The organism is Alishewanella aestuarii B11 (genome assembly GCF_000280055.1).
Taxonomy (GTDB): domain Bacteria; phylum Pseudomonadota; class Gammaproteobacteria; order Enterobacterales; family Alteromonadaceae; genus Alishewanella; species Alishewanella aestuarii.
In genome coordinates this window covers 85,415-101,868 of the sequence record NZ_ALAB01000021.1, presented here as the reverse complement: position 1 = coordinate 101,868, position 16,454 = coordinate 85,415, and the positions used below count along the sequence as shown (strand labels likewise).

The 16,454-nt window shown below is 52.4% G+C and carries 12 protein-coding genes; 8 read left to right on the top strand and 4 right to left on the bottom strand.

Annotated features, from left to right (window positions below):
• Window positions 1–8: 8 nt before the first annotated feature.
• On the bottom strand, window positions 9–2,162 hold the full coding sequence (locus AEST_RS07665) for a ComEC/Rec2 family competence protein (RefSeq protein ID WP_238534574.1): 2,154 nt from the start codon (window positions 2,160–2,162) through the stop codon (window positions 9–11).
• A gap of 97 nt (window positions 2,163–2,259) precedes the next feature.
• On the opposite strand from AEST_RS07665, the gene AEST_RS07660 reads away from it, so the two are divergent.
• On the top strand, window positions 2,260–2,805 hold the full coding sequence (locus AEST_RS07660; protein WP_008608240.1) for a DUF2062 domain-containing protein: 546 nt from the start codon (window positions 2,260–2,262) through the stop codon (window positions 2,803–2,805).
• A gap of 6 nt (window positions 2,806–2,811) precedes the next feature.
• Here AEST_RS07660 and AEST_RS07655 read toward each other — a convergent pair whose 3' ends face one another.
• Genes AEST_RS07655 through AEST_RS07645 form a run of 3 tightly spaced genes read right to left on the bottom strand, consistent with a single transcriptional unit; the run spans window position 2,812 to window position 5,919 of the window.
• Window positions 2,812–4,056, bottom strand: a complete 1,245-nt coding sequence (locus AEST_RS07655; protein WP_008608239.1) for a lipoprotein-releasing ABC transporter permease subunit — start codon at window positions 4,054–4,056, stop codon at window positions 2,812–2,814.
• Window positions 4,050–4,727 carry a lipoprotein-releasing ABC transporter ATP-binding protein LolD gene (gene lolD, locus AEST_RS07650; protein WP_008608237.1) on the bottom strand — a complete coding sequence of 226 codons (678 nt, stop codon included), beginning with the start codon at window positions 4,725–4,727 and terminating at the stop codon, window positions 4,050–4,052. Before lolD ends, AEST_RS07655 begins: the two co-directional genes overlap by 7 nt.
• Entirely contained in the window at window positions 4,720–5,919 is a 1,200-nt protein-coding gene (locus AEST_RS07645; RefSeq protein ID WP_039925267.1) for a lipoprotein-releasing ABC transporter permease subunit, read from the bottom strand. Before AEST_RS07645 ends, lolD begins: the two co-directional genes overlap by 8 nt.
• A gap of 109 nt (window positions 5,920–6,028) precedes the next feature.
• Here AEST_RS07645 and AEST_RS07640 point away from each other — a divergent pair, with 109 nt between their 5' ends.
• From AEST_RS07640 to fusA, 7 genes are all read left to right on the top strand, one after another.
• Window positions 6,029–6,607 carry a PilZ domain-containing protein gene (locus AEST_RS07640; RefSeq protein WP_008608236.1) on the top strand — a complete coding sequence of 193 codons (579 nt, stop codon included), beginning with the start codon at window positions 6,029–6,031 and terminating at the stop codon, window positions 6,605–6,607.
• 109 nt (window positions 6,608–6,716) lie between these two features.
• Entirely contained in the window at window positions 6,717–10,193 is a 3,477-nt protein-coding gene (gene mfd / locus AEST_RS07635; RefSeq protein WP_008608233.1) for a transcription-repair coupling factor, read from the top strand.
• The gene (locus tag AEST_RS07630; RefSeq protein ID WP_008608232.1) at window positions 10,193–11,239 is read left to right on the top strand and encodes a CsiV family protein; all 1,047 of its coding nucleotides are present in this window, start codon (window positions 10,193–10,195) and stop codon (window positions 11,237–11,239) included. The genes mfd and AEST_RS07630 overlap by 1 nt, the downstream gene beginning before the upstream one ends.
• A gap of 12 nt (window positions 11,240–11,251) precedes the next feature.
• Entirely contained in the window at window positions 11,252–11,758 is a 507-nt protein-coding gene (locus AEST_RS07625; RefSeq protein ID WP_008608231.1) for a DUF3087 family protein, read from the top strand.
• Between the two features lie 18 nt (window positions 11,759–11,776).
• Entirely contained in the window at window positions 11,777–12,712 is a 936-nt protein-coding gene (gene ylqF, locus AEST_RS07620; RefSeq protein WP_008608230.1) for a ribosome biogenesis GTPase YlqF, read from the top strand.
• An 84-nt stretch (window positions 12,713–12,796) separates the two neighbouring features.
• Window positions 12,797–14,194: a 30S ribosomal protein S12 methylthiotransferase RimO gene (gene rimO / locus AEST_RS07615; protein ID WP_008608229.1), complete on the top strand. Its 1,398-nt coding sequence runs from the start codon at window positions 12,797–12,799 to the stop codon at window positions 14,192–14,194.
• 130 nt (window positions 14,195–14,324) lie between these two features.
• Window positions 14,325–16,412: an elongation factor G gene (gene fusA, locus AEST_RS07610; RefSeq protein ID WP_008608228.1), complete on the top strand. Its 2,088-nt coding sequence runs from the start codon at window positions 14,325–14,327 to the stop codon at window positions 16,410–16,412.
• The last annotated feature ends 42 nt before the right edge of the window (window positions 16,413–16,454 follow it).

Sequence of the window (16,454 nt, the reverse complement as noted above, 5' to 3'; positions counted from 1 at the left end):
TTGCTATTCTAGCGCGTTCTGATCTCAGTTTCAGCACCTGGCGTCACGTTTTCTGTCCAGCGCGGTCGCTGCCGCTGTCGCCAGGTTGAAATTTTAAGCTGCCTTGGCTGAAAATCCACGACAATAGCACCTTGTTCGCCAGTGTGGTAGAGCGGCAACTGCAACAAGGCAATTCGTTGCCGAACCGCCGTCACCGGATACGGGTGCGCAGCGGCACCATTGGCAGCAAGCAGCAGTTGTACCGGTGCCAACTGCTGTAATAAGGCCAGTGAATTCGCGCTGTCACGCCCAAAATCACTTAGCAAATAGAGATCTGCGCTCAATTCAGGATAACGTGCCAGTAGCCGCTGCTCAGTCAGTCGCTGCAACCTGCCGGGCAACAGTAGTTGCCAGCCATTCAGGCTAATACTTAAGCTGCAAGGATCCTTGTCAGGCAGTGACCAGTGCCGTAGCGTCAGTTTCGCCGCCAGTTCATGCTTTTCAATAGCAGCACAAGCCTGGCTGGTCGCCGGCAGCACATCGGCACTAAACAGCGGCCAGGCTGCAGTATGTTGACGTAATAACGCTAAAGCCGGCAGATGCTCGGCCGTTAAACGCGGCCAGATCACGGCATCCAGTTGGCGAATGCGGTAGAACTGCAATAGCGGCAGCAGCTGTTGCCGTATCAGTTGTTCGGCCTGAGGCGCCGGGATATCCAGATACAGCAGCTTAGTGTTTCTTTGCTCGAGCAGTAACACCGTTGCCTGACCGCTATCCAGCAACGTCAATCTGACACCCGCTGTTGGCGTTAGCAGCATGGCAATGCTGAAGGTTAATACAAAGCAGCTCCAAACCAGATAACGTACTCTTAACAGTAACAATAGTAAAAACAGCGCACATAACAGCAGCGAAACCGTGCCATTTAACCCTGGTAAGCTCCACCACACCGGCCACTGCGCCGCCCAATCCAGCCAAAGCTGTAATGGCCTGAGCGCCAGATCCGGTAGCAGCCAGACCTCGGTGGCAAAAGGCAACCCGCTCAGGCTATAAAGTAGCGCCAGTAAGACCAGCGGGATCGCCAGCAAAGTACACCAGGGGATAAATAACAGATTAGAAATTAGCGTCAGCGCACTTAAGCCATTAAAAAACACCGCGGTCAGCAGGCTCATGCTCGCGGTAAGCAATAGATGAAAACACAGCCAGTAGCGCAGACGCTGCCGCCAGGGCTGTGGCAGCGGCCCCAGATACCAACTTAGCAACAAAATCATGCCAACTGCCAGGATCGATAACCAGAAACTGACACTGATTACCCACAACGGATTGAGCAATAGCAGCGTGCTACAGAGCAGCAGCCAGTAATTAGCCGCATTTGCCGGACGTAACAGCAAGCGCCCGGTTAAAAATAATCCGAGCGCCACTATGGCTCTTAACGTCGGCACCGCAAAGCCGGCCAGCCAGGCGTAAGCCAGCGCCGGTAGCAGTGACAGCATGAGTGCCAGCGGCAGTGGGACCCTGCGACGACATACTGTCCCCAGCCCCAGCAACAGCGCCAGACTCCAGCCGTAGACCAGACTAATATGTAATCCCGAGATCACCAGTAAATGCCCGAGGCCACTGTGCCGCAATCCCTGCCAAAGCTCTGGCGAAAAATCACGCTCACCGCTACTGAGAGCCCGCAGCAGGATAGCAGTCTCCCGCCCCTGCCAAGCAAGTTCCAGTTGCTGCAACAGCCGCGGGCGTAGAGCCCGGCTGGATGCCAGCTTAATCGCCGGGCGCTGCCGGTCTACATAGCCGGTTGCAATGACCCTCTCTTGTAACGCACTTAGCTCAGCATTTGCCGCACCGGGATTTTGCCGGCTATATACTGCTTTTAAGCGCAGCGGGAGGCGCCACCGCTCACCGACTTCAAGCGCAGGTGCCTGTAACCAGCGCACTCTGAGCTGATAGCCTCTGGCTTGCGGGTCCAGTATCTCCAGCTGCAACAAACTGCTGTCACTGTCCTGCTGCACAGCCCGGATCCGCACCTCATAGTAAGCTGGCGCAGCAGCCAGTAGCTGCGATACGGATTGATGATGGCTCAGCAACTGCCAATGCCAGCTGCAGAGAAAACATAACAGCCCGGTAATTAACCAGCAGCGGTACAGTGCCGCCAACAGTAGCAGCAATGGCAAAATAATTTTCAAAAAAACTGGCAGAAGCGGCAAAAATAACGACAATAGACAACCAGCCAGCACACCATAATAGAGCCTGTGCATTTTTTCTTTATGTAAATTAGTTGTAATGCCAAAGAAAACTATTAAGAAATATTTACCATCGCCGGAAAAAATCAAGCAGATGAAAATCCTGAATCTGTTTGGGACCATGCTACATGATGGCAACCTCTGGCATCTGAACCGCCGCTCAGCGCGTGGCGCCTTTGCTGTGGGTTTATTCTGGGCCTGGATGCCACTGCCATTTCAGATGGTATTTTCGGCGGTGATGGCGGTGCCGTTGCGGGTTAATCTGCCGCTGTCGGTGGCGCTGGTCTGGGTTTCTAACCCTTTGACGATGCCGGTTATGCTGTACCTGTGTTATCTGGTTGGCACTGTGGTATTAGCAGCGCCGGCCGAACCCTTTGCCTTCGAAGCCAGCTTTGCCTGGCTGTGGCACAGTATGCAAACGATCGGTAAGCCACTGGTAACTGGCTGCCTGCTGATGGGGATTACTGCCAGTATCGTCGGCTATTTTGCCATTGACTGGCTGTGGCGTTTTTCAATCCGCAAGGAAAAACTCAGCCGTTTATTGCTGCGGCGCAATAAACAGCAACCCCCTGAAGATGCCCCTTAACCGATATTAACGCTGCCCCAGCACCCGCGCCGGATTAACCAAACTGGCGCGGTAAGCCGGATAAAGCGTCGCCAGGGTACTCAGCCCCAGCCCCAGCGCCACTGTTACCGCAACATCCTGCCACTGCAGCAGCGACGGAATAAAATCGATAAAGTAGATACTGGGGTCGAGCAAAGAGCGACCCAGCGCCTGGGTTACCCAGTAAAAAATCTGTTCGATATTCAGCGCCAGTAGTACACCGCAGAGCGCGCCGCTCAGAGTGCCGACCACGCCATTTAAAGAGCCGAGCAGCACAAATACTTTGATTATCCTGACAGGCTGTATGCCCATGGTCAGTAAGATCGCGATATCCGATTCCTTTTCCCGCACTGCCATCACCAGCGTTGCGACTATATTAAAACAGGCCACTGCGATAACCAGGGTTAACACCAGATACAAAATACCGCGCACCAGTTGGATATCGTTGTAAACATGGCCCTGAGTGCGGAACCAGTCGAGCAGATAGACATAGTCTTCTGAGACCTGGCCCAGGGTTCTGGCCATCTGCTGGGCAGCAAAAATATCGTCCAGCCGGAAGGCAAAGCCCTGTACCGCGCCGGGTGGCATTTCCAGAAATTTGTTTAACGCTGTTAGCGACAGCCAGACCTGACTCTGATCCAACTGCCCACCCATATGCACAATACCACTTACAGTTAACAGGCGATTGGAATAGCTGGCCAGCCGGCCATCCTCGGTAAAACGCGGCAACATCAGCTGCACGCTATCTCCGACCTCTAATTGCAGCAATTCAGCTATACCGCTGCCCAGCACCAGTTGCTCATCGTTCAGACTTTGCAGGCTGCCACTTTGCAGGTAATCGGCAAAATCACTGATTTGCTGCTCCAGCTCCAGCTCGATACCACGGAACTGTGCCGCCTTAATCTGATTACCCTTACGCAGCATACCGTTGGCTTTAATATAGGGGGCGACTGCCACCACGCCCGGTACCGATGCTAACGCAGGCAGTTTATCGGGCCAGTTATCCAGTTGATTCGACACCGCTTCCAGCTCAACATGCGGGATCACCGCCAGCAGACGCTGCTTCAGTGCCTGCTCAAAACCATTCATCACGGATAATGCCAGGATCAGAATCGCTACCCCCAGTGCTATGCCCAGGGTCGATGACGCCGAAATAAAACGAATAAAACCACTGGTATGGCGGGTTGAACGGTAACGGCGGGCCAGTTGCCAGACAAGAGCGCGGCTTAACATGGTTGCAGGTGTCCGTCGTGCATTTGATACTGCTGGTCAAGCCTTGAGGCCAGCTGGCGGTCGTGTGTCACCACAATAAAGCTGGTTTTTAAATCCTGATTCAGGCTGCGCAATAACTGATAGATAGACTCGGCAGCCTGTTGATCGAGATTGCCGGTCGGTTCATCCGCCAGCACTAACGCCGGCTGATTAACCAGTGCCCTGGCTATCGCCACCCGTTGCCGCTCACCACCACTAAGTTCAGAAGGCTTGTGCTGCATCCGATGCCCCAGCCCTACCCGCTGTAATAACGTAGCAGCCTTTTGCTCTGCCTGTGCCGTAGCAGTGCCGCGGATCCGCAGCGGCATCGCCACATTTTCCAGCGCCGTAAAGTCCATCAACAGATGATGAAACTGGTAGATAAAACCCAGCTTTTCATTTCTGAGCCGGGCTTTGGCATTGGCCGATAAGCGGCTGACATCCTGACCGGCAATGGTCAGCTGTCCGCTATCGGCCTGATCCAGGGTACCGAGAATATGCAACAGGGTACTTTTACCTGAGCCTGAGCTACCGACAATCGCCACCATCTTACCCACAGGGACAGCCAAATCGACCTGATGTAACACCTGGGTTATATTCTTGCCATCACGGTAGCTTTTGCTGATCCCGCTGGCCTGTAACACCTTATTCATCTCGTAAAATTTCCGCCGGATTAAGTTTAACGGCCCGCCAGGCCGGATACAGCACTGCCAGTAACGTCAGGCCCAGGGCACTGGCAAAAATACTGAGAATTTGCGATAGCTTCATCACTACCGGTAACTCGATCCCACCAGCAACCTGCAATGAAAATAACGCCAGTAACGGATTAAGCTGCCAGCTAATCAGCACGCCAAGCACCACGCCAAGCAGAGCGCCGATCAAGCCATTTAAGAAGCCTTGCACGGCAAAGACGGTAAACAATGCCCGATCGGTCATACCCTGGGTTTTCAGGATCGCCACTTCCGCTTGCTTTTCGGTGACCATCATCACCAGCGCCGACACGATATTAAAAGCCGCTACTGCAACAATCAGCAGCAGCATCAGCGACATCATGGCTTTTTCCATCGCTACCGCAGCAAACAATTTGCCATGACTCTGCCGCCAGTCCTGCACCAGGCTAAAGTGTCCCTGTTGTTGTAATTGCGCTGCCAGCACCGGGGCCTGGAAAGGCTCCTCTAAGCTAACCCGCCAGCTGACCTCGCGCTGCTCTATCGGCAGTAGCCGACTCAGATCATCCAGTGCAGTAATCGCTATCACACTATCCAGCTCAGAGCCGGTATCCAGATAACCGGCTACCGTGAATAACCGTTGCCGCGGCATCCAGCCCAGGGGCGTATAACTGCCACCCTGCGCCAATAACACCCGGATCTGTTGCCCCAGGTGCACATCCAATTGCTTGGCCAGCTCGCGGCCCAACATAATGCTGTAACGCTGCTGATCCAGGCTTTGCCAGTCGCCCAGTAGCAGCGAATGTTGTAAAAATTGCGGGATAGCGCTGACATCGACGCCTTGCAGCATCACTGCTGTCATTTGCCGCGGTGACTGGATCAGGGCTTCGGTTTGTAGCAAGCGACTGACGTCCAGTACCGGATACTGTTGTTGTAAGTGTTGCTGCCAGTCGCTGTCTGGCGCGGCAGGCTTTAGCAGAATATGCGGAATAACGCCGAGAATGCGTTTTTTAAGTTCGGCTTCAAAGCCATTCATCACCGAGCTGACAATGGTCAAGGCCATGACGCCCAGCAAAATACCGGTAACCGAAAACAGAGTAATAAAGGAGATAAACGCATTGCCTTTTCGGCTTTGGCTATATCTTAGCCCTATGTAGAGACTGACTGGCAGATGCATGTGATAATTCAGGACTTTGAGCCGGTTAGATGATAAATTAGCATTCAGACTGGTGCCGATGATAGAGACTATTCGGCACAATAACAAGCGGCAGCCTGAGGTAACAACCATGGACACCGAATTGCAGCAATTGAGCGAGGCCTTTTCGCAGTTTTTTAAAGTGGAACACGCCATCGCCATCAATATCCAACCGACGCACAGTCCACTGCCGGATGAAACACAATTTCAGGCGGCAATTCCGGAGCCGTTTTTGTTAGCCGGTAATATCGGGCAGCTAAATATCAGCGCCCTGCGCTCCTTGCAGCGACTGGGCGAACTGGCAGAAGAGCTGGCGCACTATCTGCAGCAGCAGGCGCATAAGCTCGATCTGCTGTTACATTATGTGCTGCGGCAACAGGATCTGGCTGAGTATCGCTACCAGACGCTAAGCTATGGTGGTGCCGGCCTGACCTTTTTGGCACGGGAAGCACTAGTGCCGCTGTCGGTGCTGGAGATCAAACTGTTTTTGGCCGACAATGCCGGTGCTGTGTTCTGCTATGGGCAGGTGCTAAGTTGCGAGCCTGATGCAAACGGCTATCTGACTCAGGTTGTGTTTATGCGGATCCGGGACGAAGACCGCGAACTGCTGGTTCGCGCCAGTTTGCAACAACAAGCCCGGCAACTGAAACAAAAAGCCGCCGAGCGTTGAACGAAACCCAAGCGCTTAACGTAAGCAAGCAACCGGCAAGCCGGGGCTCGTGATTTGGCAATAGCCGCGACCCGCCCCGTTTTTAAGAAATAACAGGTTTAAACTTCAGATGCAGCTTTTTTCGACTATTCCTGCCCTGGTCAACGCCAGCGAACCGCAAAGCCTGGGCCAGTTAACGGGCGCCGCCCTACCTCTTTTTATCAGCGAATTATTGCAACAACAGCCCGGGGTTACGCTACTTATCGTGCAAGACACCCCTGCTGCCCTGCGTCTGGAGCAGGAGCTGGCGGTGTTTTTGCAACCAAGCCAGTGCCCGTTACTGACCTTACCGGATTGGGAAACCCTGCCCTATGATGTGTTCTCACCGCATCAGGATATTATTTCGCAGCGACTGGAAACCCTCTATCGGTTACCGCGCTTAAAGCACGCTTTAGTCATAGTACCGGTTAGCACCTTACTGCTTAGGATTGCCGGGCGTGAACATTTGGAGCAACACAGCTTTTTAATCCGCGAACAGCAGCAAACCGATCTGACAGCCTTAAAACAGCAGCTCACTGCCGTGGGCTACCGCCATGTTGAACAGGTTATGGAACACGGCGAATTTTCGGTGCGCGGCTCCCTGCTGGACTTATACCCGATGGGCGCCACTACGCCTTATCGGATTGATTTTTTTGACGATGCAGTTGATGCCATTCGCACCTTCGATCCGGACACCCAGCGCAGCTTAGATAAGGTGCCACAGATCGCGCTGCTACCGGCGCATGAATTTCCGACCGATAAAGCCGCCATCGAGCGTTTCCGGCTAAAATACCGCGAGCGCTTTGCCGCCCGCAACGAAAAAGAATCGTTGTATCAACAGGTGAGCCAGGGCATTTTGCCGGCCGGTATCGAGTACTATTTACCCTTGTTTGCCGAAAGTACCAGTAGCTTATTTTCCTATCTGCCGGCCGATAGCCGGGTATTGATTTGTGGTGACATAGAACATAGCGCCCAGCAGTTCTGGACTGAACTAAAACGCCGCTATCAGGATAGAGCTATCGATCTGCTAAGGCCCATTTTGCCTCCAGCAGAACTCTATCTGGCGGTCGATGAACTGTTCGCACTGTTAAAAGACTTACCCCGGGCTAAACTGAGTCGGGCTGCGCTCCCCGCCAAAGCTGGCATGCACAACTTACCCGTGGCGGAGCTGCCGGCACTAAATATTAATCATCAATTGAAACAGCCACTGGAAGCCTTACTCAGTTTTTTAGTCACGCTAAAACAGCAGCAAGGCCGGGCGCTGTTCCTGGTGGAAAGTGAAGGCCGGCGCGAGAGTTTACTGCAACTATTGCACAAAGCAGCAGTGCACTTGCGCGAATACCCCAGCCTTACGGCCTTTTGGCAGGCCGAAGATGATTTGGGGGTAATGGTTGGTAATTTGGAGCAAGGCGCCCTGCTGCAGCTGGATAAGCCGCTGGCCCTGATCAGCGAGAATGAATTGTTCGGCCAGAAAATCAGCCAACGCCGACGCCGCAAGCAAAGCCAACAAATCTCTTCCGATACCATTATCCGTAATCTGGCAGAGCTGAGCCTTGGTCAGCCGGTTGTGCATTTACAACATGGTATTGGCCGTTATCAGGGTTTACAGGTATTAGACGCCGCCGGCATAAGCGCTGAGTTTGTTACCATTGAATATGCCGGTGGCAGCAAGCTCTATGTGCCGGTGACCTCGTTACATTTATTAAGTCGCTATTCCGGTAGCGATGCCGAGCATGCACCGCTACACAAACTCGGTAACGATACCTGGGAGAAAGCCCGTAAAAAAGCTGCCGAAAAGGTGCGTGATGTCGCGGCAGAATTGCTGGATATCTATGCCCAGCGTGCGGCGCACCAGGGCTATGCGTTTAAACTGGATCAACAGCAATACGCGGCTTTTGCCGACAGCTTCCCGTTTGAAGAAACGGCCGACCAGTTAGATGCGATTAATGCGGTACTAAACGATATGCAGCAACCACAACCGATGGACCGGCTGGTGTGCGGTGATGTCGGCTTTGGTAAAACCGAGGTGGCGATGCGCGCCGCCTTTGTGGCAGTTAACGATGGTAAACAGGTCGCGCTACTGGTGCCCACCACGCTATTGGCACAACAACATTTTGAAAACTTTAAAGACCGTTTTGCCAACTGGCCGGTACGGGTTGAAGTGCTGTCGCGTTTTGTTAGCCCTAAAGCGCAAAAGGCGATCCTTGACGATCTGACTCAAGGCAAGGTTGATATCCTGATTGGTACCCATAAATTGCTGCAAAACGATATTAAGTTTGCCGATCTGGGGTTACTGATTGTCGACGAAGAACACCGCTTTGGTGTGCGGCAAAAAGAAAAGATCAAGGTGCTGCGTGCCAATATCGATATCCTGACGCTGACCGCCACCCCTATTCCGCGCACCCTGAATATGTCAATGTCTGGCATGCGCGACCTCTCCATTATCGCCACACCGCCAGCCCGACGGCTGGCAGTGAAAACCTTTGTCCGCGAGTTCGAAAATGGTCTGTTACGCGAAGCCATTATGCGGGAGATCCTGCGCGGGGGTCAGGTGTACTTTCTGCATAACGATGTTGCCAGCATTGAGAAAATGGCCAGCGATTTGCTGGAGCTGGTACCGGAAGCCAATATCGCGATTGCCCATGGCCAACTGCGCGAACGCGAACTGGAGCAGATTATGGCCGATTTCTATCATCAGCGTTATAACCTGCTGCTGTGTTCGACCATTATTGAAACCGGTATCGATGTCCCCACTGCCAATACCATTATTATTAACCGCGCCGATAACTTTGGCCTGGCGCAACTGCACCAGTTACGGGGCCGGGTCGGTCGCTCGCACCATCAGGCCTATGCCTATCTGTTAACGCCGCCACCGAAGCGTTTAACCAAGGACGCGGAGAAGCGGCTGGAGGCTATTGCCAGCCTCGAAGATCTCGGCGCTGGCTTTGCGCTGGCTACCCACGACCTGGAGATCCGCGGGGCTGGTGAACTGCTGGGCGACGAGCAAAGCGGTCAGATTGAAGCGGTTGGCTTTACGCTCTATATGGAAATGCTGGAAGAAGCCGTGCACGCTTTAAAAGCCGGCCGTGAACCCAGTTTAGATAGCCTGCTTAGTCAGCAAACAGAAATTGATTTAAAGATCCCGGCGCTATTACCTGATAGTTATATTCCAGATGTCAATTTACGCTTGTCGTTCTATAAAAAGCTGGCCAGCGTGCGCAATGAGCAGGAACTGGATGAGGTTCAGGTGGAATTAATCGACCGCTTTGGATTATTACCGGACGCGGCCAAACACCTGGTACAGCTCAGTCAGTTTAAATTGTTAGCACAGGAGCTAGGCATTAAACGGATTGAAGCCAATGCCAAGGGTGGTGTGCTAGAATTCGCCGAGCGGACTTTGGTGAGTCCGGCCTATATTATTCAGCTGATCCAGACTCAGTCGCGGATCTTCAAGCTGGAACAGGGCCAAAAGCTGCGTTTTACTATTGCCGCAGCGGACTACAAAGATCGGTTACAACTTATCAGTAATATGCTGGCCGAACTGGCCAAACATAAGGTGGGACATTAATGAAATTTCGGCTGTTACTTGGCAGTTGTTTACTCGTCAACGCCCTGACACTGCAAGCCAACGAACGCTGGTTTGAGGTAGAAATGATTATTTTTGAACGCACCGGCGACAGTGCGCTGAAAGAACATTTCCCTACCCAAGTCACCCCAATCAGACTGGGGCGGCATATCGATTTACTGACAGATCAATTTTTTATCCCGCTGCCGGTAGATCCTGAATGTCAAACGTCAGACGCTGTCGATGCGGCCGGCTTAGCTATCCCGGGCGAAGCTGAACCAGCAGCAGAGTGTACGCCGCAACCGACAGAACAGACGCCGCTTGCGAGTGACAATACTGATGCCTTGTTGGCTGCTGCGCTGGAACAAGCCACCCCACATCAATACTGGCCGCAACAACTGCCGGTACGGATCTTTGGCGAAGGCCTGCATCAGCCGGTGCCCTATCTGGCTGACGAAAACGCCTTTCAGCTTAATGAGGTGGTTAACCGCTTAAGACGGCAGCGCCAGCATCAGATATTACTGCATACGGTGTGGCGTCAGGCACCGGTAACAGAGCGCCGGGCGATCCCCAGCCGTTGGTTTGCCGGCAAAAACTTTAGCCAGCAATTTGATTACTGGGGCCAGCCGCTGACGAGTGAAGTGGACAGCAATCTGGCGTTTGCCACGGAAGAGCAGCAGGAAGCCGATTTACTGGCCCAGATCGCCAGCCGACGGCAACAACTGGCGGCCGGAGTGGCGCTGACCCAGCCGGAAAGCAGCACAGACGAACAGCGGCGGCTGGAGCAAAGCGCAGCTAATTTACCGTCTCAGGTCTGGCAGCTGGATGGCCTGTTTCGCTTACATCTGGATCGTTATCTGTTTGTAAATACCGACTTTAACCTGCGCCGCCCTCAGGCTAACAGCCTGCAAAGCATTAACGTAAAACAAAGCCGGCGCTTAATCAGTGGCGAAATCCATTATCTGGATCATCCTAAACTGGGCATTATTTTACAGATCCGCCGTTTTGATCCGGCGACGGCACGCTCTGATGCCAGCATCATCGAGTAGTCTAGGAACATTATGCAACTAAAAGTGATTGATAAAGCGCTATACCGTAAACGTCTGAACCGGATTACGGTGTTAAGTATACTGGCGCTGCTGATTGTCAGCCTTGCCAGTTCGACGCTGTTGATCAGCCTGCTATCGGACGGCAGCGGCTCTAATTTCTGGCTAAACTTCGCCGGGGTCGTTATCGGCTGTATCCTGGTTGGCAGCGCTTTAAAAAAACTAAAGCGCCACCCCTACTTTAGCGAAGTCGCCTATATCTGGGATCTGAAACACGAGCTGAATTTAATTCAGCGCAAGCTGCGGGCAATCCAGGCGGCGGCCGAACAGCATAACCCAAGCGCACTGCTGATACTGGCATACAGCTATGCCGGCTCCAGGCTGATCTGGCAACTCGACGATAATACGCTGATGATGTCAGAGCTAAATCTGGCCGCTAATCAATTACAACAGCAGATAGCCGAACTGGGACTTAAGCTGGACCCAGCAGATTACCGGCGCGAACTGCTGGACCAATTTTAACCTTATACAGGATACCTCATGTCAATTAACTGGTTTCCGGGCCATATGCACAAGGCCCGCAAAGAAATCGCCGAGGTGATGCCACAGGTCGATATTATTATCGAAATGCTGGATGCGCGGATCCCCTTTTCCAGCGAGAATCCACTGGTGCCGCAACTGCGCAAAGATACCCCCTGTATCAAGGTATTAAACAAAGCCGATCTGGCCGATCCTGCCCTCACCGCGCGCTGGGTTGACTATTTTGCCGAGCAAAAAAATGTCCGCGCCATCCCGATCAGCCAACAGCAACCGGAACAAATCAAAGCCCTGCTGGAGCTTTGCAATAGCATGCTGCCGGAACGTAATCTGGAAGTGCGTGCCGCCCGGGCGATGATTATGGGTATCCCCAATGTCGGCAAATCCACGCTGATCAATACCCTGGCGGGGCGTACTATCGCCAAAACCGGTAACGAAGCCGGCGTGACCAAGGCACAGCAAAGGATCAAGCTGGAAAATAACGTGATCTTAACCGACACGCCGGGCTTTTTATGGCCCAAACTTAGCCCGACGACCTGCGGTTACCGGCTGGCGGTGACCGGCGCCATCAAAGACACGGTTTTTGATTATGCCGATATCGCGCTCTTTGCCGCCGACTATCTGCTGCAAGCCTATCCGTCAGCAGTGATGACACGTTTCGGACTGACGGAGCAGCCAGAGAACGATTTGGCGCTGCTGGATGCGATCGGCATGCGCCGCGGTGCCATGCGTAAAGGCGGCGTGGTCGATTTAGAAAAAGCCGGTGCTATCCTGATTACGGAGCTGCGAGCCGGCAACCTTGGCCCCATTACGCTGGAAACACCGGAGATGGTGAGTCAGGAGCTGATTGACGCCAAGGCCGAAGAAGCGGCAAAGTCGGCAGAGAAAGCCGAACGCGAAGCCGAGCGCAAACGCAAAGCGCAAAAGCGCTATCGCTGACTTTTTAAACAATACTCTCTGTATCTTTAGCGCGCTTTAGGTATAATGCGCGCCCGGTTTTTCCTTTACCCTGCACAGGCAACTATGAGCGTTCAGACATTCGATCCCAGCCAGACCACAACCCTGGATACCCCGGCCAAAACCTTAGCCGCCCGAGACAGCAATGGTACTGGCAGCAAAATAGGCTTTGTTTCGCTCGGTTGCCCGAAAAACCTGGTCGACTCAGAACGGATCCTGACCCAACTTAAAGCTGAAGGCTATAATATCGTTCCAAGCTACGACGACGCCGAGCTGGTGATCGTGAACACCTGCGGTTTTATTGACTCTGCGGTGCAGGAATCCTTAGACACCATCGGCGAAGCGCTGGCGGAAAATGGCAAGGTTATTGTCACCGGCTGTTTAGGCGCCCGGGAAGATGAAATTCGTGAAGTGCACCCTAATGTGCTGGGGATTACCGGCCCGCACAGTTATGAGAATGTGTTAAAACAGGTGCATGAGTTTGTACCGAAGCCGAAATATGATCCCTTTACCATGCTGGTGCCGGACCACGGTGTAAAACTGACGCCGAAGCATTATGCGTATTTAAAAATTTCTGAAGGCTGTAATCACCGCTGTACTTTTTGCATTATTCCGTCAATGCGTGGTGATTTGGTCAGCCGGCCGATTGGTGAAGTGCTGGATGAAGCGCAGCGCCTGAAAAACGCCGGCGTAAAAGAACTGTTGATTATCTCGCAAGATACCAGTGCCTATGGCGTTGATGTGAAACACCGCACGGGCTTTTGGAATGGTCAGCCGGTAAAAACCTCAATGCAATCGCTGTGCGAAGCACTGGGCGAAATGGGCATTTGGGTGCGGCTGCATTATGTGTATCCCTATCCGCATGTCGATGACATTATTCCTCTGATGGCGCAAGGTAAAGTATTACCCTATCTGGATATCCCGTTCCAGCACGCCAGCCCACGGATTTTAAAATTGATGAAACGGCCGGGACAGGCGGAAAAGGTACTGGAGCGGATCAAGAAATGGCGGCAAATTTGCCCGGATCTGACTATCCGTTCCACCTTTATTGTCGGCTTCCCGGGTGAAACCGAAGAAGATTTCCAGCTGTTACTGGATTGGCTGCAAGAAGCGCAGTTGGATCGGGTTGGCTGCTTTAAGTATAGCCCGGTCGACGGTGCCAAAGCCAACGAGCTGCCGGATCCGGTGCCAGAGGATGTAAAAGAAGAGCGTTACCATCGTTTTATGCAGCTACAGCAAGCGATTAGTGCTGAGCGCTTGCAAGCTAAAGTCGGCCGCACCATCAGTGTGCTAATTGACGAAGTGGACGACGAAGGCGCAATTGGCCGTAGTTTTGCTGATGCGCCGGAGATTGATGGTGCGGTGTATCTGAATGGTGAAACCAGCCTAAAACCAGGTCAACTGGTGCAGGCGGTGGTAGAACATGCGGATGAATATGATTTATGGGCAACGCTGGTCGAATAACACAGCGTGCCGAAGAATTGACAGTTACATAGAAATTTAACAAATTTCACTGATTTTTTTTCGGGCAAACTGAAAAAAAATCCTGTATATTGTCGCCCTAATTTTCAAACCCTAGCTTATAGAGACTACTATGTCAGCAGATTTATCCTTATATAGAAACATTGGTATCTTCGCGCACGTTGATGCCGGTAAAACCACTACCACTGAGCGGATCCTGAAATTAACCGGTAAAATCCATAAGCTGGGCGAAGTTCACGAAGGTGAGTCGACTACCGACTTTATGGAACAGGAAGCTGAGCGCGGTATCACTATCCAGTCAGCGGCTGTAAGCTGTTACTGGAAAGGTCACCGTTTCAACGTTATCGATACCCCGGGTCACGTTGACTTCACCGTAGAAGTATACCGTTCACTGAAAGTTCTGGACGGCGGTATCGGCGTATTCTGTGGCTCTGGTGGTGTAGAACCACAATCAGAAACCAACTGGCGCTACGCGAACGACGCTAAAGTATCTCGTCTGATTTTCGTTAATAAATTAGACCGCATCGGTGCTGACTTTATCCGTGTAACTGAACAGGTTAAAAAAGTACTGGGTGCTAACCCACTTATCATGGTGTTACCAATCGGTCGTGAAGAAACTTTCAAAGGTGTGGTTGACCTGTTAACCAAGCAAGCTTACGTGTGGGATGATTCAGGTATCCCTGAAAACTACACTGTAACCGACGTGCCTGCTGATATGGCTGATGACGTTGAAATGTACCGTCAACAGCTGATCGAAACCGCGCTGGAAATGGACGACGAACTGCTGATGGCTTATATGGAAGGTGAAGAACCTTCAATTGAAGACGTTAAGCGTTGTATCCGTAAAGGTACCCGTGATCTGGCATTCTTCCCAACCTTCTGTGGTTCAGCCTTCAAAAACAAAGGTATGCAACTGGTGCTGGATGGCGTAGTTGAATATCTGCCAGCGCCAACTGAAGTTAATCCACAGCCACTGACTGACGAAGAAGGTAACGAAACTGGCCAGTACGCTATCGTTTCTGCTGACGAGCCATTCCGTGCTTTAGCGTTCAAAATCATGGACGACCGTTTCGGCGCCCTGACCTTTATCCGTATCTACTCAGGCGTACTGAACAAAGGCGATACCATTCTGAACTCGTTCACCGGTAAAACCGAGCGCGTTGGCCGGATGGTAGAAATGCATGCTAACGACCGTACCGACTTAACCACGGCTCAAGCCGGTGACATCATCGCGCTGATCGGTCTGAAAAACGTGCAAACCGGTCACACCCTGTGTGACGTGAAACACCCTTGTACGCTGGAACCAATGGTATTCCCAGAGCCGGTAATCTCTATCGCAGTACAGCCAAAAGATAAAGGCGCTATCGAGAAGATGGGCGTGGCTATCGGCCGTCTGGTATCTGAAGATCCAACTTTCCGCGTTGAAACTGACCAGGATTCTGGCGAAACCATCCTGAAAGGTATGGGTGAACTGCACCTGGATATCAAGATTGACATCCTGAAGCGGACTTATGGCGTTGAGCTGATTGTGGGTCAACCACAGGTTGCTTACCGTGAAACCATTACCCGTGAAATCGAAGACAGCTACACGCACAAGAAGCAGTCTGGTGGTTCTGGTCAGTACGGTAAGATCGACTACCGCATCCGTCCGGGCGAAGTGAATACCGGTTACACCTTTAAGTCAACCGTAGTGGGCGGTAGCGTTCCGAAGGAATTCTTCCCGGCTATCGAGAAAGGCTTTAAAGAAATGATGGCTACTGGTCCTCTGGCAGGCTTCCCGGTACTGGACGTTGAAGTTGAGCTGTTCGACGGTGGTTTCCACGCTGTTGACTCATCAGCTATCGCGTTCGAAATCGCTGCTAAAGGCGCTTTCCGTCAGTCTATGCCGAAAGCAGGTCCACAGCTGTTAGAGCCAATCATGAAAGTCGACGTTTTCACACCAGAAGACAACATCGGTGACGTGATCGGTGACCTGAACCGTCGTCGTGGTATGATCTTAGGCCAGGAATCAGGCGCTATGGGCGTTCGCGTTAAAGCGCACGTACCACTGGCCGAGATGTTCGGTTATATCAGCCACCTGCGTACTATGACTTCTGGTCGTGGTCAGTTCTCAATGGAATTCGATCACTACTCACCATGTCCAAACAACGTGGCTGAAGTGGTTATCGCCAAAGAAAAAGAAAAGAAAGCTAACAAGTAATTGTCGCTTTTCGAAACAGCCCCGCCCCGTGCGGGGCTTTTT

Bases quoted from the DNA above. Each gene is read 5' to 3' on its own strand.
- AEST_RS07660 (WP_008608240.1), top strand. From the start codon at position 2,260: ATGCCAAAGAAAACTATTAAGAAATATTTACCATCGCCGGAAAAAATC.
- AEST_RS07655 (WP_008608239.1), bottom strand. From the start codon at position 4,056: ATGTTAAGCCGCGCTCTTGTCTGGCAACTGGCCCGCCGTTACCGTTCA.
- lolD (WP_008608237.1), bottom strand. From the start codon at position 4,727: ATGAATAAGGTGTTACAGGCCAGCGGGATCAGCAAAAGCTACCGTGAT.
- AEST_RS07645 (WP_039925267.1), bottom strand. From the start codon at position 5,919: ATGCATCTGCCAGTCAGTCTCTACATAGGGCTAAGATATAGCCAAAGC.
- AEST_RS07640 (WP_008608236.1), top strand. From the start codon at position 6,029: ATGGACACCGAATTGCAGCAATTGAGCGAGGCCTTTTCGCAGTTTTTT.
- mfd (WP_008608233.1), top strand. From the start codon at position 6,717: ATGCAGCTTTTTTCGACTATTCCTGCCCTGGTCAACGCCAGCGAACCG.
- AEST_RS07630 (WP_008608232.1), top strand. From the start codon at position 10,193: ATGAAATTTCGGCTGTTACTTGGCAGTTGTTTACTCGTCAACGCCCTG.
- AEST_RS07625 (WP_008608231.1), top strand. From the start codon at position 11,252: ATGCAACTAAAAGTGATTGATAAAGCGCTATACCGTAAACGTCTGAAC.
- ylqF (WP_008608230.1), top strand. From the start codon at position 11,777: ATGTCAATTAACTGGTTTCCGGGCCATATGCACAAGGCCCGCAAAGAA.
- rimO (WP_008608229.1), top strand. From the start codon at position 12,797: ATGAGCGTTCAGACATTCGATCCCAGCCAGACCACAACCCTGGATACC.
- fusA (WP_008608228.1), top strand. From the start codon at position 14,325: ATGTCAGCAGATTTATCCTTATATAGAAACATTGGTATCTTCGCGCAC.